Here is a 22,541-nt window from a genome sequence, read left to right as displayed (position 1 = left end):
AAACGCATGAATATCATCTAAAGGAGAGATTCACATGGGAAAACTGTATGTATTTGATCACCCGTTAATTCAACATAAGATTACATATATTCGCGATAAGAATACAGGTACAAAAGATTTTCGTGAATTAGTGGACGAAGTAGCAAGCTTAATGGCTTTCGAAATTACTCGCGACCTTCCACTTCAAGACATTGAAATTGAAACACCTGTAAGCAAAGCGACAACAAAAGTGATCGCTGGTAAAAAACTTGGTTTAATTCCGATTTTACGTGCAGGTTTAGGAATGGTTGATGGAATTCTGAAATTAATTCCAGCAGCAAAAGTAGGACACGTTGGTTTATACCGTGATCCTGAAACATTGCAACCGGTAGAATACTATGTGAAACTTCCAACGGATGTAGAAGAGCGTGACTTTATCGTACTAGATCCAATGCTAGCAACAGGTGGTTCTGCGGCTGAAGCAATTAATTCTCTGAAAAAGCGCGGTGCAAAGAACATTAAATTAATGTGTATCGTAGCTGCTCCAGAAGGAGTAAAAGTAGTACAGGAAGAGCATCCTGATGTTGATATTTATATAGCAGCATTAGATGAGAAGTTAAATGACCATGGTTATGTAGTTCCAGGTCTTGGTGATGCTGGTGACCGTTTATTCGGAACGAAGTAAGACAACAGACGAGAGGGGGATTCCCCTCTCGTTTTTTTTTCGCCCTCAGCGCACGGGGGAGGGGGAGATAAATATACAGGGTATATACAACATAAGTTATATACACATCACATATAATATAGAAGTCTTACGTCTAGAGAACACTATATTATGGAAGGAAAGCGCTATATCTTAAAAATATAATAGTGACAAACTTGTGAACATTTTCTTCTATTATAAAGAGGGAACTGTTAGAAATTGCATATCTCTAGCCAGTATTTAGAAGGGGAACGTTTTCATTTTTGGGAGGAAATGCCTAATACTCAAATTTTTTGATTTTTTACGATTTCTCGTTGACACTGTTAATACCCTATTGTATGCTAACAACGGGGATAGATGGTAGGGCTTTCAGTGACAAAAATGCATCTATTCCGTGACGAAAATGTAAACTTTTTATTTTGTATAGAATTTATGCAGAAAAATGAGTTATTATTAACACATCGTGAATGAGGTTACATATTGGAGGGATGAATCCTTGCAAAAAAACGATCGCAGCCATATAAAAGCGTATGCTTTAATGTCAGGAATACTTGCTCAGTTAGTTGGTTCTATTCTTATTGGAATCTTTGGTGGGCAATGGATTGATAATAAGGTTGGAACGTTTCCGTTGTTTCTTATTATAGGGTTATTACTCGGGTTAGGAACAGGGGTATACGCAATGATTCGACTCATTCAACATTACTATTCGGGAGAGCAATGATGATAGACGTACATGGACTTGTCCAAAGACAAAAGAAATATATGTACTACTTGCTTGCGCTTCTAGTGCTAGGATGGGGAATTACCTCTTACAAGGATGTATTTCTTGGGCTGATTATCGGAACGATTTTCAGTTTTCTTAGTTTGCGCATCATTGCACGTAGAACAGACAAGCTATTAGATCGCGTAACAAATGGAGAAAACGTGAAGTTTAAGGCGACAGCGGTAAGTACATATTCAAGATTCGCCACGATTGGATTATTAATTTTATTTGCAGCCAAATATCAAGAGTTAATTGCGATGTGGGGCTTAGGTGTAGGATTGCTGACAGGATACCTTGTCATGATCATAGATTTTCTTTATTTAGAGTATACGAGCAGGGAAGAGAGGTGAATTACTAGTGGAACACGGTAAATTAGTTGAATTTCTAGGTTTAACGTTCGATTTGTCATCAGTTATGATGGTTACTGTAGCAGCAGTTATTGTTTTCTTAATCGCTGTTATCGGAACTCGCAGCTTAGCGCTTCGCCCAACCGGAATGCAAAATTTCATGGAATGGGTGTTTGACTTCGTGAAAGGGATTATCAATAGTACGATGGACTGGAAAACAGGTGGACGTTTCTTAACGCTTGGCGTTACGCTTATCATGTTTATCATCGTATCGAACTTCCTTGGTTTACCATTCATGTATTCAACAGTTGAGGCTGGCGAACATATTGCATGGTGGAGATCACCAACGTCTGATCCAGCAGTTGCATTAACATTAGCCGTGATGGTAGTTACCCTCACCCATTATTATGGAATTAAGATGAAGGGTACGAAAGAATATGCTAAAGGTTATTTCCAACCTATGAAATTCTTATTCCCATTAAAGGTTATTGAGGAGTTTGCTAACACATTAACGTTAGGTCTTCGTTTGTTTGGTAACATTTATGCAGGTGAAATCTTATTAGGATTACTTGCTAAGTTAGGCGGAGCATCATTCCTTGGAGCATTAGGTGCACTTGTACCGATGTTAGCATGGATGGGATTCAGTGTATTCGTTGGATCAATCCAGTCATTTATTTTCGTAATGTTAACGATGGTTTATATGGCTCATAAAGTAAGCCATGACCATTAATATAATTTAAGTAAGAAAAAATTTATTTTTTTATAATACAAAGGAGGACAAATTAAATGAGTTTAGGTGTAATCGCAGCTGCAATTGCAATTGGTTTATCAGCATTAGGTGCAGGTATTGGTAACGGTCTTATCGTATCACGTACAATCGAAGGTGTTGCTCGTCAACCAGAATTAAAAGGCGCACTTCAAACAATTATGTTCATCGGGGTTGCATTAGTTGAGGCACTTCCAATTATCGGTGTAGTTATTGCTTTCATCGTAATGAACAAATAAGGGAGACTCCCCTTACATAGATGGCGAAGAGTGTTTTTCCGAACTTTCTTCGCCATTGCTTTATGAACGAAATGTATGTCTTTTTTTTTCATAGGATCAATTTAGATATTTTGAAGGGAGTGAATCCTTGTGCCAACTTTATTATTAGGTGCTTCCATTCCATTTGGAACGATTGCTTATACATTGTTCATTTTCTTACTTCTATTAGTAATGCTACGCAAATTTGCGTGGGGTCCTTTAATGGGAATTATGAAAGAACGTGAAGAGCATGTTACTAATGAAATCGACGCTGCAGAAAGAAGTAACACTGAAGCGAAGAAGTTAGTAGAAGAACAACGTGAAATGTTAAAACAATCGCGTGTTGAAGCACAAGAGTTAATCGAAAGAGCGAAAAAACAAGCTGTGGATCAAAAAGATGTTATTGTTGCTGCTGCGAAAGAAGAAGCAGAATCAATTAAAACATCTGCTGTACAAGAAATTCAACGCGAAAAAGAGCAAGCGATTGCTGCTTTACAAGAACAAGTCGCTTCTTTATCTGTTCAAATTGCTTCTAAAGTAATTGAAAAAGAGTTAAAAGAAGAAGATCAAGTGAAGTTAATTCGCGATTATATTAAAGAAGTAGGAGAAGCGCGATGAGCAATGGGATTGTAGCAAAACGTTATGCTGTCGCTCTTTTCAAAATTGCAAAAGAAAAACACGTATTAGAAATGTTTGAAGAGGAATTACGCCTTGTACAAAACGTTTATGTAAAGAACGGAGAACTACATAGCTTTTTAACGCAACCGAACATTTCAAAAGAGCAGAAGAAAACGTTTCTTGCAAACGTATTCGCATCTGTTTCTGAATCTATTTTAAATACGTTATATATTTTAATTGATAACAAGCGTATTGATATTCTACCTGAAATTGCAGATGAATATGTTGTTCTTGCTAATGAAGAACGTAACGTAGCGGATGCAACTGTATATTCTATTCGTCTTCTATCAGAAGAAGAAAAACTTAACGTTGCAGAAGCATTTGCAAAAAAAACAGGAAAAGATGCAATTCGCGTGAAAAATGTTGTAGATGAAGATTTACTAGGCGGCATTAAAGTACGTATTGGAAATCGCATTTACGACGGAAGCTTACAAGGAAAATTAGCACGTATTCAGCGTGAATTAATGAAGAATAGATAGGGGTGAAGCACATGAGCATCAGAGCTGAGGAAATTAGCGCACTGATAAAGCAACAAATCGAGAACTATCAGTCTGAAATCGAAGTTAGTGATGTTGGTACAGTTATCCAAGTTGGTGACGGTATCGCACGTGCTCATGGTCTTGATAACGTTATGGCTGGTGAACTTGTAGAGTTCTCTAACGGCGTTATGGGACTAGCACAAAACTTAGAGGAAAACAACGTAGGTATCATTATCTTAGGACCTTACACAGAAATCCGTGAAGGTGACGAAGTTCGTCGTACTGGTCGCATTATGCAAGTACCAGTAGGAAAAGAACTAATCGGTCGTGTTGTAAACCCATTAGGTCAACCAGTTGATGGTTTAGGCCCAATCAATACAACAAACACTCGTCCAATCGAAAGTCCAGCACCAGGTGTAATGGATCGTAAATCTGTTCATGAGCCACTTCAAACAGGTATTAAAGCGATCGATGCTCTTGTACCAATTGGCCGTGGTCAACGTGAGTTAATCATCGGTGACCGTCAAACAGGTAAAACAGCAGTTGCACTTGATACAATCATTAACCAAAAAGATGAAGATATGGTTTGTATCTATGTAGCTATCGGACAAAAAGAATCAACTGTACGTAACGTAGTAGAAACACTACGTAAGCACGGTGCATTAGATTACACAATCGTTGTAACTGCATCAGCTTCTCAACCAGCTCCATTATTATACCTAGCTGCTTATGCTGGTGTAACAATGGGTGAAGAGTTCATGTACAATGGTAAACACGTATTAGTAGTATATGATGACTTATCTAAACAAGCAGCGGCTTACCGTGAGCTTTCATTACTATTACGTCGTCCTCCAGGTCGTGAAGCATATCCAGGGGATGTATTCTACTTACATTCTCGTTTATTAGAGCGTGCAGCAAAATTAAGTGATGCAAGAGGCGGCGGTTCTTTAACTGCACTACCTTTCATCGAAACACAAGCAGGGGACGTATCAGCTTACATCCCAACCAACGTAATCTCTATTACGGATGGACAAATCTTCTTGCAATCTGACCTATTCTTCTCTGGCGTACGTCCAGCGATCGATGCGGGTACTTCTGTATCTCGTGTAGGTGGATCTGCTCAGATTAAAGCAATGAGTAAAGTATCAGGTACACTTCGTCTTGACCTTGCATCTTACCGAGAGTTAGAAGCGTTCGCTCAGTTCGGTTCTGACCTTGATAAAGCAACACAAGCGAAATTAAACCGTGGTGCTCGTACAGTTGAGGTATTAAAACAAGGATTACACAAACCGTTACGTGTAGAGAAACAAGTTATCATTCTTTACGCTTTAACACGTGGATTCCTAGATGATATCCCAGTAGTAGATATCACTCGTTTCGAAGAAGAATTCCATGCTTGGTTAGATTCAAATGCAGCTGACTTATTAAGCGAAATTCGCACAACTAAGAAACTTGCGGATGACGACAAATTTGCAGCAGCAATTAACGGATTTAAAAAAGTATTCGTAGCTTCTGAATAATAATTAAAAGTGAAGTCGACTGTTCAGCCCCATCGGCTAAGGTTCTTTCACACAAAAGGTGCTTTCTACCTTTTGGTGGGGAAGGTTCTTAGACGAAAGGGGCTAGGAGACGGAACTAGATAAATAAAAGCGGAAGCGGCTCGTCCTGAATGTGAGGCGGTTTTTGCCTCGTAGGAAGAAGTGAAGCCACCGAGCATTCAAGCCGCTGGAGCTAGATCATATAAAGGCATCTCAGCTTTTGAGATTGCTGACGGTTATGTAAAGGAAAAGAGTAGGTGCACCTATTCTTTTCCTTCAATCATGAGCAAGAATATCTTGCAACGTAGATTAGGAAGAGGATTCTTACTAATCGTGCCAACTTCCGGAAAAAAGGTGGTGAAAACCTGTGGCATCTTTACGCGATATAAAAGCGAAGATTAACTCGACAAAGAAAACGAGTCAAATTACGAAAGCGATGGAGATGGTATCTGCATCTAAGTTAAACCGTGCAGAGCAAAATGCTAAATCTTTCGTTCCGTATATGGAAAAGATTCAAGAAGTAGTAGCGAGCATTGCGCAAGGAAGTAAAGGGATTAATCATCCAATGCTAAATGCGCGTCCTGTAAAGCGTACAGGATACATCGTTATTACATCTGATCGCGGACTAGCAGGTGGTTATAACAGTAACGTATTACGTACAGTAAGTAACGTAATTCGTGAACGTCATAATATGGATTCAAACCAATATTCAATTATTGTGCTTGGACGACTAGGACGTGATTATTTAAAACGTCGCGGCTTTAACATCATTGATGAAGTAGTTGGATTATCTGACCACCCATCATTTGTTGATATTAAAGATATTGCTTCTCGAGCAATTGCGATGTTCGCAGATGGTGCTTATGATGAGCTGTACATTTACTACAATCATTATGTAAGTAAAATTTCACAAGAAGTAACGGAGAATAAAATTTTACCGCTTACGGATGTGGCGTCTGACAAACCGACGACAGCTTATGAATTCGAACCTTCTGAAGAAGAAATTTTAAAAGTATTATTGCCACAATACGCAGAAAGCTTAGTGTACGGTGCATTACTAGACGGTAAAGCAAGTGAGCACGCGGCGCGTATGACAGCAATGAAGAGTGCTACAGACAACGCAATGGAAGTTATCGATTCACTTACACTTTCATTCAACCGTGCACGTCAAGCAGCGATTACGCAAGAAATTACGGAAATCGTTGGTGGAGCAGCAGCGTTAGAATAGTAATAAAAGGTGGAAGCGGCTTGCTCAGAACAAGAGGGCATTGGAGCTCCTGACGAAGAGGCGCTTTTGGCCTCGTAGGAAGGCGCGAAATGACCGACTGTTCTAGCCGCTGGAACTAGATTCAGTAAAAAGCGTAGGCGGTTCGTTCAGAATGAGAGGGGGATGGAGCTTTTGACGTAGAGGCGATTTGTGCCTCGCAGGAAAAAGCGAAGCCACCGAACATTCTAACCGCTGGAGCTAGATTCAATAAAAGGCGTAGGCGGCTCGTCCAGAACAGGAGGGTCGCGTAAGCTATAAACTAATAAAAATTAAAAGCCGACTTCTCTTAGAAAGCTGGCTAATTAAAAGAAAGCTAGGAGGGAACCCGATGAATAAAGGGCGCGTTACGCAAATCATGGGTCCGGTTGTAGACGTTAAGTTTGATGGCGGAAAGCTACCAGAAATCTACAACGCCCTTACGGTAAAACAAAGCAACGAAAACGGAGCAAGCATTAACTTAACATTTGAAGTTGCACTTCATTTAGGTGATGACACAGTTCGTACAGTTGCGATGTCTTCCACAGATGGACTTGTTCGTGGCACAGAAGTAGAAGATACTGGTAAAGCAATCTCTGTACCAGTTGGTGATGCAACACTTGGTCGTGTATTTAACGTATTAGGTGATGCAATTGACTTAGATGGTGAAGTTCCTGCCGATGTACGTCGTGATCCAATTCACCGTCAAGCGCCTGCATTCGAAGAATTATCTACTAAAGTAGAAATTCTTGAAACTGGTATTAAAGTAGTAGATTTACTTGCCCCTTACATTAAGGGTGGTAAGATCGGTCTATTCGGTGGTGCCGGTGTAGGTAAAACAGTATTAATTCAGGAATTAATTAACAACATCGCACAAGAACACGGTGGTATCTCTGTATTCGCTGGTGTAGGTGAGCGTACTCGTGAAGGTAACGACTTATACCACGAAATGAGCGATTCTGGCGTAATTAAGAAAACTGCGATGGTATTCGGACAAATGAACGAGCCACCTGGAGCACGTCAACGTGTTGCATTAACAGGCTTAACAATGGCTGAACATTTCCGTGATGAGCAAGGACAAGACGTACTATTGTTCATCGATAACATCTTCCGTTTCACGCAAGCAGGTTCTGAAGTATCTGCCCTTCTTGGTCGTATGCCATCTGCGGTAGGTTACCAACCAACACTTGCAACAGAAATGGGTCAATTACAAGAGCGTATTACATCTACAAATAAAGGATCTATCACGTCTATCCAAGCGGTATATGTACCAGCCGATGACTATACGGATCCAGCACCAGCTACAACGTTCGCTCACTTAGATGCAACAACAAACTTAGAGCGTCGTTTAACACAAATGGGTATTTACCCAGCCGTAGATCCATTAGCATCTACATCTCGTGCACTTTCGCCAGAAATCGTAGGAGAAGAGCATTATGGAGTAGCTCGTCAAGTACAGCAAACTTTACAACGTTATAAAGAGCTTCAAGATATCATCGCTATCTTAGGTATGGATGAGTTATCTGAAGAAGATAAGTTAGTTGTACATCGTGCTCGTCGTATTCAATTCTTCTTATCTCAAAACTTCCACGTAGCTGAGCAGTTTACAGGTCAAAAAGGTTCTTACGTACCTGTAAAAAATACAGTTAGTGGTTTCAAAGAAATTCTAGAAGGAAAATATGATGACCTTCCAGAAGATGCATTCCGTCTTGTTGGTAGCATTGAAGAAGTTATTGAAAACGCGAAGAAAATGATGGCGTAAGGCCTTAGGAGGGACGAATTATGAAGACATTTCCAGTCAGTATTGTAACTCCTGATGGACCGGTTTACGAAAAAGAAGTAGAAATGGTAAGTGTAAAAGCAGAGAGTGGGGAAATGGGGATCTTACCAGGTCACATTCCAACTGTTGCACCGTTAAAAATTAGTGCAGTTCGTCTGAAACATGATGGGCACACTGATTATGTAGCAGTAAGCGGTGGCTTTATCGAAGTTCGTCCAGATAAAGTAACTGTATTATCATCATCTGCTGAAGAAGCAAACCATATCGACATCCATCGTGCAAATGAATCGAAACGTCGCGCTGAGCAACGTATGCAAGAGAAACAAGCACATGTTGACTTTAGACGTGCAGAAATGGCCTTGCAGCGTGCTGTGAACCGTTTAAACGTTTCTGATATGAAGTAAAAAAACCGTAAAGGCTTTGCCTTTACGGTTTTTTTTATAAATGATAGTTCATGAATAATTTTACAAAAATGGTATAATTATATTGATGTTTGTATAAGTAGAGAATGTACAACAATTTATATTTCATAAAGGGGATGAATCAATGATCGGTGAAATGAAACGAGAAGCGTTGCACTCTTTAAAGGGAAAATGGGGACTAGGTGTTGGATCAACGATTTTATATTTTATTTTAAGTTATGTTGTTTCAATGGCCGCAATGCTTATACTTTTAATTCCAGGACTTATTATATTTTTCTTATTCGCTGGTTTAACAGGCTCACTTGAAGAGGAAACAATATCAATCGGAGCAGGTGTTACATTTGGGATCTTTTATTGCATAATGATCATTTTGAGTAATGCATCATACGGTATTACATCATACGGTTATACGAATGTATTGCTACAAATTAGCAAACGAGACAGTGCAAAAGTAGATCACTTATTTGAAGGGTTTCGTGGTTTTAAAAGAATGATGAAAACAATGTGGGCAATGCTTGCGATTTTGTTATATACAGGTACATGGATTCCGATGTTGTTACTAGGTTTATTCGCGTTTTTGGGTGAAGAAGGGAATACGTCGTTTGCAATTGCTTTCTTCGTATTATTAGCTATTTCAATTGTCGGCATGATTGTAATGTATTTTTCTTATGCGATGACGTATTATGTGATGATTGAAAATCCAGATTATAGCGTTTCACAGGCGATGAAAGAAAGTAAGAATCTTATGAAGGGACATAAACTAGATTTATTTCTTCTATGGCTTAGCTTCATAGGGTGGGCTATTTTAGCGATTCTTACTCTTGGAATAGGGTTTCTTTGGCTTAGTCCATATGTAGGTACAACGACAGCACATTTTTATCGCTATATTGCAAAAGGTGAATTGCAGTAGGAACATGCTATACTAATAGAATTGTTACGTATTGGAGGCTAATTATGATTAGTGATTTAAAAGGAGAAGCGCTAGATTCACTAGAAGGAAAATGGGGCTTAGCTGTTGGGGCAACATTACTTATTTCGATTCTTACTTCAGTTTTTAGTTTTAGTATTCAGTTCATTCTCTCTCAGGTTTGGGAGTGGAAAGAAGTGAATAGCTCACTTTCAATAGAGGTTATTACAATATTGCTGGTGGGGCCTTTAACGCTGGGGGGTTATTGTTTAGCGCTACATATAATTCGTGAAAAAGAAGCGCGTATTGGGCATATATTCAGATGGTTTACAGAAGGAAGTAAGTTTATAAAGTCATTTTTATTATATATAGTAGTAAACATTTATATTTTCTTATGGTGCTTACTATTTATTATTCCAGGCATTATTAAATCATTTTCTTATGCGATGACGTATTTTATTATAAATGATCATCCTGAGTATTCAATAAATCAAGCTATTACAGAAAGTCGTCGTATGATGGCTGGACATAAGATGGAGTATTTCATTTTATGTTTAAGTTTTATTGGTTGGTTTATATTAAGTTGTATTACATTAGGGATTGGATTTTTATGGTTGATTCCATATTTTTATACAACAGCAGCAGCTTTTTACGAAGAGATTGCAGAGGAATATTACGAAAAAAAAATTCCAACACTTTAAAAAACACCCAGTGTGAACTATTGGTTCATACTGGGTGTTTTTTGTAAAAATTTTATAAACTGTTTACTCGTTAGAGGTTTACTGAAATAGTAACCTTGCATGTATTTACAGTTGTTTTTTTGCAGAAACTTAAGCTGTTTTTCTGTTTCAATTCCTTCAGCAACGACAGAGAGATTTAAAGTATTTGCAAGAGAAAGGATAGTGGAAACGATGGCTCTCTCTTCAGGTCGATGATCGGCTAGTTGTGTAAATTCTTTTGGTACCTTTAATGTATCGATAGGGAAAATTGATAAATAAGCAAGAGAAGAGTAGCCGGTACCGAAGTCATCAAGGGACGTTTGAATACCATATTCTTTTAATTGCTTTAGTCTCGATAATGTTTCCTTTTCATCAATCATCGCAATTCGTTCTGTTAGTTCAAGTGTTACATCTTTCGGGTCAATCTTTACGTCCTTTAGTATTCGTGAAATATTTTCGATGAATTGATTTTGTGTAAATTCTTTCGCTGATAAATTGACACTCATTTTTAAGTTTGTGTATCCAAAACTTTGCCATATTTTTAGTTGACGACAAGATTCTTGTAGCACCCAATGTCCAAGTGGGATGACCTGCGGAGTCTCTTCCACAATTGGAATGAACTCACATGGTGAAATGTCACCTAATAGTGGATGTTTCCAACGTATTAATGCTTCAGCACCGATAATTTTATTTGTTGTCGTATCAATTTGTGGTTGATAGACGAGATAAAATTCGTTGTTTACTAAAGCGAGTGGCAAATCTTTTTCGATTCGAGCTTTACGTTCCATTTTCTTATATAGTTCTTTCGTGTAAAGAGAGCTACGATTTTTCCCTTTATTTTTTGCCTCATACATGGCCATATCGGCATGTTGTAAAATAGATAGTGGGTCTTCTCCTGCTTCAGGGTATATGGCAATCCCGATACTAGGTGAGATTCGTAAATGTTGATTTTCGATTTCGAATGGTTCGTTCATGGCTACTACAATCATATCAGCTATCCTTTTTACATCTGTCCTTTTTTGATAATTTTCGATAAGGATTGTGAACTCATCCCCAGCTAGTCGAGCAAGTTTCATATTCTGTGTTGATATTCGTTCGAGCCTTTTTGCTACTGCAATTAATAAGAGATCTCCTACCCGGTGACCGAGTGTATCATTAATAACTTTAAAGCGATCTAGGTCTAGAAACATAACAGCAAAAGGTCTTTTCGATATTTGTGCTCGTGCAATTGCTTCTTCTAACTGCTGATGAAATGAACGGCGATTTGCAAGTTCCGTTAAAGTATCGTGATATGCTAGGAAATTAATTTGTTCTTGTTGATGCTTGCTTTCTGTAATATCTTTAATCATTAAATAGGCCCCAGAAATATGTTCCTTTAAAAAGATGGGAACAGCTGTAACATGCAAGTAGTAAATATCTCTATTTTTATGATATGCCCGTATTTCTAAAGAAATAGATTTCCCTTTTTTAACGTGACGAAAGGCATTAATGATCTCTTCCAAATCTTCTTCATACATAAGTGAATAGTATGGTTGGTTTAATAATTCATTCGTTTGATAACCGAGTAAAGTAGTTCCAGCGTTGTTCACATTGAGGAAATTACCGTACAAATCTAATGTGAAAATTGGATCTGGATGATGCTCGTATAAAGATTTAAACATTTGTTGGTTATGATATAACTCATTTTTTTGTTCTACTAAATCTTCTGTACGTAGTTCGATTTGTTTCTCGAGTTCTAAGCTGAATTGCATTTGTGCTAGCAATAATATTTTATTTTGTCTTCGAACTAACGTATGGCGTATGAGAACGAAGGCGAAAGTTACTATAAGTCCAATTACTACTATAGGTGCAAAAACATTTTCGACCAATATAAAAACAATAAGCATCACTACAGAAATATACGGTAATGATAATCGGATTGATTCACCCACTTGAGGTGTTAGTAATACTTGTTCTTGTTTTTCAGGCTCTTTTGTGTGAAGTATACAAGCGATTGCTACTAATACTAGGGTTACTTGATATAATGGGGCAACTGTGAACATAGAGTGCTCGGGCTGGAAGTATTTGATATAAGCATAAATAGCATCCGTAGTAGCATACAAAATTAAAGAGCTGCCAAGAAGAGCACCAACTTGTTTTGGTAGTAAGAATAATGGCCTGAATAAGAGGTTGATTCCTATTAAAAGAAAGAGTAAATCAGCCATTGGATACGTGAGTTGAACAAACATGTCGATATATGATGTTGTAAAAATATGAATGGTTCTTTCAATAAGCAAATAGTAGCTTAAAGTAAATTGAGCTGTAACAATAATACAAATATCACATATCGTAAAAAGCTGCTCCAATAAGTCTCGGCCATAAATAATTTCATATAGAAAGGCAAATGCAAAGCTAATTAAAAATAATAAGTAAAAAAAGTCTGATGGATCAACGAATGTATAGTAGTCATGCAAAATTAAGCGTTGATAAGAAACTACTATATCGCCGATAAAATAAGAGAAAGATCCGATAGTTAATATCATCCAAAATAAACGAGCTAACCCTTGTTTCATATTGGAAAAGTAAAATATATAACTACAAATTGTAATATCAATTAATATGGTACTTATTCCAGTTAATATTTGAAATGGAAGTGCGTATTCATATAAAAAAGGCATTGATACGTAATGAATAGTTATATACAACAATGCAATGCTTATTAGAATACTTACATGTGTTTGTTTTTTCATTTATATCACCCACTGTATATACATAAGAACCACCTTTTTGTAGTTTATGTTTTTTAGGATTGCTTGAAAAACATATAGAACTTCTATATTTATTTTACACATTTATTATGAGTTGTAAAAATAGATTTGCTCAGTAAGTATTAATTGTTGTTTCTGTTCCCAATATATCGACATAGGAATTTGAAGTTTGCTATAATGAATTAAATAGTTGCATTATTTAGAAAAATTTAAAAATAATAAATAATGCAAGTAAGACATATTGTTTACTATGTGAACTTGTTCTTAATTCAGGGGGGAGGGTTTCACAATGGCAAGTGTATATGAAAATAGTTATATGATCGTTTTGATTTTCTTGCTATTAGGTATATTGCTGCCGGTAGTGGCTCTTACATTAGGAAAAATGCTGCGTCCAAATAAACCGAGTGCAGCGAAAGCGACGACGTATGAGAGTGGAATTGAGCCTTTTCATGATGCAAATATTCGGTTTCATGCTCGTTATTATATTTTCGCTTTATTGTTCGTCATCTTTGATGTAGAAACTTTATTTTTATACCCATGGGCTGTTGCATATGACAAGCTGGGTTTATTTGCACTGATTGAAATGCTCATTTTTGTTGTGATGTTGCTAGTTGGATTAGCGTATGCTTGGAAAAAGAAGGTGTTACAATGGTTATAAATTTTGAGGAATTACACCCGCGGGATCGAGCGGAATTAGAAAGAAATATCTTTTTTTCTACATTGGAACAGTTGAAGGGATGGGCGCGGAGCAACTCTTTATGGCCGATGACATTTGGACTGGCATGCTGTGCGATTGAAATGATGGGAGTAGGCTCATCACATTACGATTTAGATCGATTTGGGTCATTTTTTCGGACTTCACCAAGACAATCAGATGTCATGATTGTGTCAGGAACGGTAACGAAGAAAATGGCGCCTATTGTTCGGCGCTTATATGATCAAATGCCTGAACCAAAGTGGGTAATTGCGATGGGGTCTTGTGCAACAGCCGGTGGTCCGTATGTGAATTCGTATGCTGTTGTGAAAGGTGTAGATCAAATTGTACCAGTTGATGTGTATATTCCTGGATGCCCTCCAAATCCTGCTGCTTTAATTTATGGAATTAATAAATTAAAAGAAAAAATTCGTTACGAGGCGAGGACCGGGAAGCAGGTGACGAATAAATGAGTGATCCAAATAAAGACTTAGAAAGTATGAAAAGAGAAGCAGCCCGTCATGCGAAAGAGGAAGCGCGAAAACGTCTTGCTGCGAAACATGAGGCGGAAATGTCTAAACTTGAAGGAGAACATCGAGAAAAAGAGAAAGCGCTACCAAAAGATAAGGGGATTAATGTAGAAGAAGCGAAGGCGAAAGCCGCAGCAGCCGCCAAAGCGAAAGCAGCGGCATTAGCGAAGCAAAAGCGAGAAGGAAACGAAGGAGTAACGGATGAAGAAAAAGTCAAAGCGAAGGCGAAAGCCGCAGCAGCCGCCAAAGCAAAAGCAGCGGCATTAGCGAAGCAGAAGCGAGAAGGAAACGAAGAAGTAACGGACGAAGAAAAAGTCAAAGCGAAGGCGAAAGCCGCAGCAGCCGCCAAAGCGAAAGCAGCAGCCGCCAAAGCGAAAGCAGCGGCATTAGCGAAGCAAAAACGAGAAGGGAACGAAGAAGTAACGGACGAAGAAAAAGTCAAAGCGAAGGCGAAAGCCGCAGCAGCCGCCAAAGCGAAAGCAGCGGCATTAGCGAAGCAGAAGCGAGAAGGAAACGAAGAAGTAACGGACGAAGAAAAAGTCAAAGCGAAGGCAAAGGCTGTAGCAGCTGCAAAAGCAAAAGCGGCAGCGTTGGCGAAAGCAAAAGCCTCACAAGGTGATGGGGATTCTGGAGATGACAAAGCGAAGGCAATTGCAGCCGCGAAAGCGAAAGCCGCTGCTGCGGCAAGGGCAAAGGGAGCTGTAAATAAGATAGAAGATGAACCGCAGCAGGAAGAACCATCAGTTAACCAACCATATTTAAATCGCTATGTGGAGATTGTTAAGGAGAAGATAGGGGAATATGCATTAGTAGATTCCTATATTAATAAGCTTTCAAAAGATGTTCCAACGCTTGTGGTGGAGCCTTCAAAATATTATGAAGTGATGGAATTGCTACGATTCCATGAGGGACTTGCTTTTGATTATATGTCAGAGCTACATGCGACGGATTTTGTGACACATATGGAAGTGTATGTTCATTTATTTTCATATGGAAAGAAACAGTCAGTAGCAGTGAAGGTAAAGCTGGATAGGGAAGCGCCGCAAGTAGAATCGGTGACGCCGCTTTGGAAAGGGGCAGATTGGCCGGAGCGTGAAGCGTATGATTTGCTCGGTATTGTATTTGAAGGTCATCCTAATTTATCTCGCATTTTAATGCCAGATGATTGGGTAGGGTATCCGCTTAGGAAAGATTATGAACCGTATGATGTGGAGGTGTAGCTTGTGATCCGTACGGAAGAGATGCTCTTAAATGTAGGACCGCAACATCCGAGTACACATGGTGTGTTTCGGCTTGTAATTAAGATTGACGGAGAAATTATTAAAGAGGCTACACCAGTTATTGGATATTTGCATCGCGGAACAGAAAAGATTGCTGAGAGCTTGCAATATACGCAAATTATCCCGTATACAGATCGAATGGACTATTTATCAGCAATGACGAATAATTACGTCCTTTGCCATGCTGTAGAGACGATGATGGATCTTGAGATTCCGGAGCGTGCTGAATATTTACGGGTGCTTGCGATGGAACTTGGGAGAGTTGCGAGTCATCTCGTCTGGTGGGGAACGAACTTGCTTGATATAGGAGCGGTTAGCCCGTTTCTATACGCCTTTCGTGAACGAGAGATGATTATAAATTTATTAACTGAATTGTGCGGTGCAAGGCTTACTTTCAACTATATGAGAGTCGGCGGCGTGAAGTGGGATGCGCCAGACGGCTGGATTGAAAAGGTGAAAGAGTTTGTTCCATATATGAGAGAGCAATTGGCAGGTTACCACGATCTCGTTAGCGGAAATGAAATTTTCTTAAATCGTGTGAAAGGCGTTGGCGTATATAACGCCGAAGAGGCGATTTCATATTCTTTAAGCGGAGCGAATTTACGGTGCACGGGGGTAAAATGGGATCTTCGTAAAGATGAGCCGTATTCTATTTATGATCGTTTTGACTTTGATGTTCCTGTTGGGGGCGTGGGAGATGCTTGGGATCGCTACGTTTGCCGGATGGAGGAAATTGAGGAGTCATTGAAAATTATTGAGCAAGCAGCCGAGCAGTTCCCGAAAGACGGCGCTGTACTGGCGAAAGTCCCGAAAATTATTAAGGCACCTAAGGGAGAAGCATTCGTCCGTATAGAGTCACCACGCGGGGAGATTGGCTGTTATATTGCTAGTGATGGAAAGAAAGAGCCGTACCGTTTGAAATTTCGTAGACCGTCTTTTTATAATTTGCAAATCCTACCGAAATTATTGAAAGGTGAAAATATCGCCAATTTAATTACGATTTTAGGTGGGGTTGATATTGTACTTGGGGAGGTTGACGGCTAATGATTGAGACACTCTTACAATCACCTTCAAGCTGGACGAATTTCTTCATTTTTTTCGGGTTAGCGGTGCTTCTATTATTTGCAGTCCTTGGCTTCGTTACATACGGTATTTTGGCAGAACGGAAAGTGATGGGATTTATGCAAGGACGGATTGGGCCAAACCAAGTTGGGGGCCGGTTCGGTTTACTCCAAACGGTAGCTGATGTTTTGAAACTGTTATTAAAAGAAGATAGCATCCCGAAAGCTGCTGATAAACCGTTGTTTATATTAGCGCCTGTTATTGCATTCGCACCAGCATTTATGGTGCTTGCGGTTATCCCGTTTACTGATAAATTTCAGTTCGCGGATATTGGCGTAGGGTTACTGTATTACATTGCTGTTTCTGGGATTACGACGATCGGAGTTGTAACTGGGGGATGGGCATCAAATAATAAATATTCCCTTTTAGGAGGGATGCGTGCGGCGGCGCAAATGATTTCTTATGAGATTCCACTTGTGATGAGTGTAATTGGCGTCGTTTTGTTAGCTGGTAGCCTTAATTTAAATGAAATTGTAGCGGCGCAAGAGAAGGTATGGTACATTTTCGCACAGCCAATCGGTTTCGTCATTTTCTTAATCGCGGCAGTTGCAGAGTTAAATAGGACACCGTTTGATTTACCCGAAGCGGAGTCAGAACTTGTTTCAGGATACCATACGGAATATTCGGGGTTTCGCTGGGCGTTTTTCATGCTTTCAGAGTATGTATATTTCTTCGGAATGGCATCTTTAATTACAGTACTCTTTTTAGGCGGATGGAATCCAGTTATGTTCCTTGGATTTATTCCAGGAGCCGTATGGTTTGCTTTGAAATTCAGCAGTGTGGTCTTTCTATTAATTTGGTTCCGCGTTACGTTCCCGCGTATAAGAGGTGACCAGTTAATGGAGTTTGGCTGGAAAGTATTATTACCGATCGCGCTTGCAAATATTTTCTTAACGGCATTGATTAAGGAGCTATTCTTCTAATCTATAAAGGGGGTGCCAGTAAGAGATGAAAGGACTATTTAAAGGGTTAAAATATACGCTTAGTAATTTGAGTAAGAAAAAGGTGACGTATGATTATCCGAATCAACCGTTGCCATTACCAGACCGCTTTCGGGGTATTCAAAAGTTTTATCCAGAGAAATGTATTGTCTGTAATCAGTGTTCCAACATTTGTCCGACAGATTGCATTCAATTAACGGGAAAAAAACATCCTGATCCCACGAAAAAAGGAAAAATTATCGACACGTACGATATTAATTTTGAAATTTGTATTCTTTGCGATTTATGTACAGAAGTTTGCCCGACAGAGGCGATTGTAATGACAAATAACTTTGAACTCGCAGAGTATTCACGTGATGATTTATTTAAAAATTTGCAGTGGCTTGACGAGAACGACGAGAACGTCAGGAAGGAGAATAAAGCATGAATGGCGAGTTTATAGCTTTCTTTATATTATCCTTGTCTGCGATTATCGGCGGTGTTCTTATGCTGAATTTAACGAAAGTAATGCATATGATGTTGGCCCTTGTGCTTACATTCCTTAGCATTGCAGGTTTGTATTTTCTCTTATCGGCCGAATTTATCGGAGTTGCACAAATTTTACTTTACTCTGGTGCGATCACTATTATTATGATTTTTGGCATTATGTTAACGAAACATAACGCGGAAAATGAATCGCGCCTTACTCTTCGAAAATGGATTATCTTCTTTGCAGTTGTAGCATTTGGAGCAGTTATGTATTTCGCTGTTAATAGTATCGATTTTTCAAATCAAAGCACACAAGGAAGTTTACCTCTCCATGAAAACAACACACTTCAAATCGGTACACTTCTCTATTCAAAATATATTATTCCATTTGAGTTAACCTCAGTTATTTTACTTGTAGCACTTGTAGGAGCGATTATCCTTGCGAAGAAGGATGAGGGAGAGGAGGATTCCCATGAGTAGCGTTCCAGCTTCTGCGTATTTAACACTTGCGATTATTTTGTTTTGCATCGGCTTATTTGGAGCTTTAACAAAGCGAAATACAGTAATTGTACTAGTTTGTATCGAATTAATGCTTAACGCGGCCAATTTAAATTTAGTAGCGTTTAGTAAATTAGGCTTGTTTCCGAATTTAACAGGACAAATTTTTTCGCTGTTTACGATGTCTGTAGCGGCAGCGGAGGCAGCGGTAGGTCTTGCGATTTTGATTGCTTTGTACCGTAATCGCCCGACAGTTCATGTAGATGAGATGGATACGCTCAAAGGATAGCATTGTGACCGAAAAGGGGGAAGGAAACAATGATCGATTATGCATGGCTCATACCGCTTTTCCCGCTTGTTTCGTTTTTGTTACTTATTGTGTTCGGGAAGAAAATTAGAGAGGGAAGTAGTGTACTAGGTATTTTCTTTACCTTTCTTTCCTTTATATCCGCGGTAGTGGTACTAATAGAACGGTTTTCATCCGAGGCAGTGAAGCATAAGTGGGTATGGCTTAGGGTAGGAGATATAGATATATCATTTGGTTTTGAAGTTACCGCATTAGGAGCTTTAATGTTGTTTATCGTTACGCTTGTGAGTTTTCTTGTACATGTGTACTCAAAAGGTTATATGAAAGGTGACGCCAGATTATCAACCTTTTATGCATATTTAGGGCTCTTTACATTTGCGATGCTTGGGCTAGTTATATCGACGAATTTATTACAGCTTTATATATTTTGGGAGTTAGTTGGTCTTGGTTCGTTTTTACTTATCGGTTTTTATTTCTTTAAAGAAGAAGCGAAGGCTGCTGCGAAAAAGGCTTTTATTATGACACGTATTGGGGATGTTGGGCTATTTGTTGGGATGATTTTAATTTTTTGGCACGCAGGTAGTTTTGAATATGACGCGATTTTTAAAGCGATTCATACGGGCGATCTCTCTCCTTCTATGATTACAATAACGGCGATATTAATTTTTATCGGTGCGATGGGGAAATCGGGTCAGTTCCCGCTTCATACATGGTTGCCAGATGCAATGGAAGGACCGACGCCTGTTTCGGCGCTTATTCACGCGGCAACGATGGTTGCGGCCGGCGTATATTTAGTAGCGACGATGTTTCCGCTATTTTCAGCAAGTGCGGTAGCGATGCAAACTGTGGCAATCGTTGGGGCTTTCACCGCAATCTTTGCGGCCTCTATTGGTCTAGTGCAAACAGATATTAAGAGGGTTCTTGCTTATTCTACAGTTAGTCAGCTCGGGTATATGATGCTTGCGCTAGGCTCTGCTGGTTATGTAGCTGGTATCTTTCACTTAACGACACACGCCTTTTTTAAAGCATTACTGTTTCTGGCAGCAGGAAGTGTAATTCATGCAGTCCATACGCAAAACATTAATAAAATGGGCGGTTTACAGAAAAAGATGAAAGTAACCGGTGCACTATTTTTAATAGGCACACTTGCAATTAGTGGTGTTCCTCTTCTTTCCGGATTTTTTAGTAAAGATGAAATTTTAGCGGCGGCTTGGATGAATGGCAATTACTTTCTATTCGTTTTAGCAGTAATTGCGGCATTTCTAACAGCATTTTATATGTTCCGTCTATACTTTCTTGTCTTTACAGGGGAAACGAAGACGAAGGAAGAGGTGCATGAATCGCCTCGCACCATGACGTATCCGATGATTGTCCTGGGTGTTCTTGCGGTAGTGGCAGGCTATATAAATACACCGTGGTTTGGGACGTTTCTTGGGGATTGGCTGACGAAGGATATAGGATTCAAGGTGAAGGAAGTGCATGGACCTGTTTGGATTATGGTTGTTGCGACGCTCGTTTCATTCGCTGGAATTGCCCTCGCATATTTCATATATGGTAAGAAATCTATCTCTAGAGATTGGGCTGGCGGAGAAGGGACGCCTCTTTATAACCTTTTGAAAGAAAAATATTATGTGGATGAACTATACAATGTGACGGTGCTTCCTATTACGAAAGGAATCGCTCATGTGCTTCGCTTATTTGAAGTATACGTTGTAGAAGGAATCTCAGTTTTAATTGCTGGATTCGTTAAAGGTATGAGTGGCCTAGGATCACGGCTTCAAAACGGGAATGTACAAGTGTATGGAACTGTAACAGCAGTTTCGCTCGCAGTGCTCCTAATTATTTTGTTATATACGGGAGGGGATTTACGATGAATGGATTGCTATTAACGTTCTTCATTTTTTCCCCACTTTTAGGAATTCTCTTGCTTTTATTAACGCCGAAACGAGAATCGCGTACAGTACAGGCGCTTGGTTTATTCGGAACGGCGCTTCCATTTGGAATTGCTATCGTCCTTGCTTGTACATACGCTTCAGGAAAGAGTTTATCGATATTTGATGAAAAAGTGAAATGGATTAAATTTGGGGATTTCACAGCAGTGGACAAAAGGTGGTTTTCAATTTATTACGAGCTTGGTATTGATGGTTTATCGCTTGTAATGATGGTGCTCACAGCCCTTCTAGCGATGCTTGCAGCTATTGCGGCATTTTCTATTAAAAGAAATTTGAAAGCATTCTACATGCTATTACTCATGTTAGAAATAGGGATGCTCGGTGTCTTCGCTGCTAAAAATTTAATGCTGTTCTTCATCTTCTTTGAAATTACGTTGCCGCCAATGTTTTTATTAATTGGCAAGTGGGGGAAATTGTCGAGTGAAAAGGCTGCATATAGTTATTTAATATATAACGGTATTGGATCAGCTATTTTACTTATCGTTTTCTCGGTTTTATTTGCGAAAACAGGTACGACAAATATTGCGGAGCTTAAAGAAATATTAACGAGTGTAGGTGCTGGGGGAGGAATGGCTGTCTCAAGTAGCTTACAGTTCGGCTTGTTTCTTGCCATAATGATTGCCTTTGCGATTAAACTCCCTGTTTTCCCTTTGCATCGCTGGATGGTCAATGTACACATAGAAGCACATCCGGCTGTAGTTATGCTTCATGCGGGGGTTTTGCTGAAGATTGGTGCGTACGGTATTGTTCGTTTCGGGAAAGGACTATTCCCAGAATATTTTCGTGAGTTTGCAACGCTAATTGCGATTTTAGGAGTCATTAATTTATTGTACGGGGCCTTTCTAGCACTCATCCAAACGGACTTTAGAAAGGTGCTTGCTTACTCTAGTATTTCGCATATGGGCATTGTATTAATGGGTCTTGCGGCGTTAAATGCACCAGGTACACAAGGGGCGCTGTTCCAAGTTGTGTCTCACGGTTTAATTGCGGCCTTGCTCTTCTTCTTGCTTGGCATTATTGAAGAGCGTTTCGGGACTTCGGATATTACAGCACTTGGTGGACTTGCAAAAAGTGTTCCAGTACTTAGCGGTTTCTTCCTAGCGGGCGGTATGGCATCGCTTGGAATGCCAGGGATGTCTGGATTTATTAGCGAATTCCTTGCCTTTCTCGGTTTATTCCAAGGAAAACCGGTTATCGCTGCCGCAGGTGTACTTGGAATTATTTTGACCGCTGTATACGTATTAAGAGCGACACTTCAAGTGACATTTGGTAAGAAAGAATGGGAAGTGAAATCTGATATACACGGATGGGAGTACGTTCCTGTTATAGTGCTTATCGTTTGTATTATTGCAATAGGGGTAATGCCAGAACTACTAGGGGATCCACTTCAAACTACATTGAAAACATTGGGGGTGAAGTAG

At 39.4% G+C, this 22,541-nt stretch carries 25 protein-coding genes; 24 read left to right on the top strand and 1 reads right to left on the bottom strand.

Translation table 11 applies throughout. The annotated features are described in order from the left end of the window. Positions 1 to 34: 34 nt before the first annotated feature. From upp to EXW56_RS25310, 14 genes are all read left to right on the top strand, one after another. Entirely contained in the window at positions 35 to 664 is a 630-nt protein-coding gene (upp, locus tag EXW56_RS25375) for a uracil phosphoribosyltransferase (protein WP_002198769.1), read from the top strand. 375 nt (positions 665 to 1,039) lie between these two features. Next, the gene (locus EXW56_RS25370) at positions 1,040 to 1,153 is read left to right on the top strand and encodes a DUF4024 domain-containing protein (protein WP_000232963.1); all 114 of its coding nucleotides are present in this window, start codon (positions 1,040 to 1,042) and stop codon (positions 1,151 to 1,153) included. Between the two features lie 25 nt (positions 1,154 to 1,178). Further along, entirely contained in the window at positions 1,179 to 1,403 is a 225-nt protein-coding gene (locus tag EXW56_RS25365) for an AtpZ/AtpI family protein (RefSeq protein ID WP_002089742.1), read from the top strand. Beyond that, positions 1,403 to 1,795 (top strand): ATP synthase subunit I, encoded by a 393-nt coding sequence (locus EXW56_RS25360; RefSeq protein ID WP_002016288.1) that lies wholly within the window; start codon positions 1,403 to 1,405, stop codon positions 1,793 to 1,795. The genes EXW56_RS25365 and EXW56_RS25360 overlap by 1 nt, the downstream gene beginning before the upstream one ends. A 7-nt stretch (positions 1,796 to 1,802) precedes the next feature. Further along, positions 1,803 to 2,522 (top strand): F0F1 ATP synthase subunit A, encoded by a 720-nt coding sequence (gene atpB, locus EXW56_RS25355; RefSeq protein WP_002089740.1) that lies wholly within the window; start codon positions 1,803 to 1,805, stop codon positions 2,520 to 2,522. A gap of 56 nt (positions 2,523 to 2,578) precedes the next feature. Continuing rightward, positions 2,579 to 2,797, top strand: a complete 219-nt coding sequence (gene atpE, locus EXW56_RS25350) for a F0F1 ATP synthase subunit C (RefSeq protein ID WP_000052064.1) — start codon at positions 2,579 to 2,581, stop codon at positions 2,795 to 2,797. A gap of 129 nt (positions 2,798 to 2,926) precedes the next feature. Further along, positions 2,927 to 3,433: a F0F1 ATP synthase subunit B gene (gene atpF, locus EXW56_RS25345; RefSeq protein WP_002113045.1), complete on the top strand. Its 507-nt coding sequence runs from the start codon at positions 2,927 to 2,929 to the stop codon at positions 3,431 to 3,433. Then, positions 3,430 to 3,972, top strand: a complete 543-nt coding sequence (atpH, locus tag EXW56_RS25340; protein WP_002198770.1) for a F0F1 ATP synthase subunit delta — start codon at positions 3,430 to 3,432, stop codon at positions 3,970 to 3,972. The genes atpF and atpH overlap by 4 nt, the downstream gene beginning before the upstream one ends. Before the next feature lie 11 nt (positions 3,973 to 3,983). Then, on the top strand, positions 3,984 to 5,492 hold the full coding sequence (gene atpA, locus EXW56_RS25335) for a F0F1 ATP synthase subunit alpha (protein ID WP_002113043.1): 1,509 nt from the start codon (positions 3,984 to 3,986) through the stop codon (positions 5,490 to 5,492). Between the two features lie 385 nt (positions 5,493 to 5,877). Beyond that, positions 5,878 to 6,738: a F0F1 ATP synthase subunit gamma gene (gene atpG, locus EXW56_RS25330; RefSeq protein WP_098988456.1), complete on the top strand. Its 861-nt coding sequence runs from the start codon at positions 5,878 to 5,880 to the stop codon at positions 6,736 to 6,738. 367 nt (positions 6,739 to 7,105) lie between these two features. After that, positions 7,106 to 8,515 carry a F0F1 ATP synthase subunit beta gene (gene atpD, locus EXW56_RS25325; protein WP_002144743.1) on the top strand — a complete coding sequence of 470 codons (1,410 nt, stop codon included), beginning with the start codon at positions 7,106 to 7,108 and terminating at the stop codon, positions 8,513 to 8,515. 20 nt (positions 8,516 to 8,535) lie between these two features. Then, complete coding sequence (atpC, locus tag EXW56_RS25320) at positions 8,536 to 8,937, top strand: F0F1 ATP synthase subunit epsilon (RefSeq protein ID WP_002113040.1); 402 nt, start codon at positions 8,536 to 8,538, stop codon at positions 8,935 to 8,937. Positions 8,938 to 9,079: 142 nt separating this feature from the next. Beyond that, entirely contained in the window at positions 9,080 to 9,865 is a 786-nt protein-coding gene (locus tag EXW56_RS25315; RefSeq protein WP_002198772.1) for a DUF975 family protein, read from the top strand. 44 nt (positions 9,866 to 9,909) lie between these two features. Further along, positions 9,910 to 10,563 (top strand): DUF975 family protein, encoded by a 654-nt coding sequence (locus EXW56_RS25310; protein WP_002113038.1) that lies wholly within the window; start codon positions 9,910 to 9,912, stop codon positions 10,561 to 10,563. 17 nt (positions 10,564 to 10,580) lie between these two features. Here the strand turns inward: EXW56_RS25310 and EXW56_RS25305 are convergent, their stop codons facing one another. Further along, positions 10,581 to 13,310, bottom strand: coding sequence for a putative bifunctional diguanylate cyclase/phosphodiesterase (locus EXW56_RS25305; protein WP_002198773.1), 2,730 nt, complete (start codon positions 13,308 to 13,310; stop codon positions 10,581 to 10,583). Positions 13,311 to 13,617: 307 nt separating this feature from the next. Between EXW56_RS25305 and nuoA the strand changes: the two genes are divergently transcribed. The 10 genes from nuoA to EXW56_RS25255 are packed head-to-tail and all read left to right on the top strand — an operon-like array spanning position 13,618 to position 22,541. After that, positions 13,618 to 13,986, top strand: coding sequence for an NADH-quinone oxidoreductase subunit NuoA (nuoA, locus tag EXW56_RS25300; protein WP_000179270.1), 369 nt, complete (start codon positions 13,618 to 13,620; stop codon positions 13,984 to 13,986). After that, positions 13,977 to 14,495 carry an NADH-quinone oxidoreductase subunit NuoB gene (nuoB, locus tag EXW56_RS25295; protein ID WP_002113032.1) on the top strand — a complete coding sequence of 173 codons (519 nt, stop codon included), beginning with the start codon at positions 13,977 to 13,979 and terminating at the stop codon, positions 14,493 to 14,495. Before nuoA ends, nuoB begins: the two co-directional genes overlap by 10 nt. Next, positions 14,492 to 15,772, top strand: coding sequence for an NADH-quinone oxidoreductase subunit C (locus EXW56_RS25290; RefSeq protein ID WP_215597086.1), 1,281 nt, complete (start codon positions 14,492 to 14,494; stop codon positions 15,770 to 15,772). The genes nuoB and EXW56_RS25290 overlap by 4 nt, the downstream gene beginning before the upstream one ends. A 3-nt stretch (positions 15,773 to 15,775) precedes the next feature. After that, the gene (nuoD, locus tag EXW56_RS25285; protein ID WP_002198776.1) at positions 15,776 to 16,876 is read left to right on the top strand and encodes an NADH-quinone oxidoreductase subunit NuoD; all 1,101 of its coding nucleotides are present in this window, start codon (positions 15,776 to 15,778) and stop codon (positions 16,874 to 16,876) included. After that, positions 16,876 to 17,877 carry an NADH-quinone oxidoreductase subunit NuoH gene (gene nuoH / locus EXW56_RS25280; protein ID WP_002144750.1) on the top strand — a complete coding sequence of 334 codons (1,002 nt, stop codon included), beginning with the start codon at positions 16,876 to 16,878 and terminating at the stop codon, positions 17,875 to 17,877. Before nuoD ends, nuoH begins: the two co-directional genes overlap by 1 nt. 25 nt (positions 17,878 to 17,902) lie before the next feature. Next, positions 17,903 to 18,322 (top strand): NADH-quinone oxidoreductase subunit NuoI, encoded by a 420-nt coding sequence (gene nuoI, locus EXW56_RS25275; protein ID WP_000677191.1) that lies wholly within the window; start codon positions 17,903 to 17,905, stop codon positions 18,320 to 18,322. Continuing rightward, the gene (locus EXW56_RS25270; RefSeq protein WP_002198777.1) at positions 18,319 to 18,843 is read left to right on the top strand and encodes an NADH-quinone oxidoreductase subunit J; all 525 of its coding nucleotides are present in this window, start codon (positions 18,319 to 18,321) and stop codon (positions 18,841 to 18,843) included. The genes nuoI and EXW56_RS25270 overlap by 4 nt, the downstream gene beginning before the upstream one ends. Then, positions 18,836 to 19,150 carry an NADH-quinone oxidoreductase subunit NuoK gene (gene nuoK, locus EXW56_RS25265; protein WP_000100081.1) on the top strand — a complete coding sequence of 105 codons (315 nt, stop codon included), beginning with the start codon at positions 18,836 to 18,838 and terminating at the stop codon, positions 19,148 to 19,150. Before EXW56_RS25270 ends, nuoK begins: the two co-directional genes overlap by 8 nt. Positions 19,151 to 19,179: 29 nt before the next feature. Beyond that, positions 19,180 to 21,042: an NADH-quinone oxidoreductase subunit L gene (nuoL, locus tag EXW56_RS25260; protein WP_002198778.1), complete on the top strand. Its 1,863-nt coding sequence runs from the start codon at positions 19,180 to 19,182 to the stop codon at positions 21,040 to 21,042. Next, positions 21,039 to 22,541 (top strand): NADH-quinone oxidoreductase subunit M, encoded by a 1,503-nt coding sequence (locus EXW56_RS25255; protein WP_070168209.1) that lies wholly within the window; start codon positions 21,039 to 21,041, stop codon positions 22,539 to 22,541. The genes nuoL and EXW56_RS25255 overlap by 4 nt, the downstream gene beginning before the upstream one ends.

Origin of the sequence: Bacillus mycoides, assembly GCF_018742245.1 — a bacterium.
Classification (GTDB): domain Bacteria; phylum Bacillota; class Bacilli; order Bacillales; family Bacillaceae_G; genus Bacillus_A; species Bacillus_A cereus_U.
This window is presented reverse-complemented; position numbering and strand designations above follow the sequence as displayed.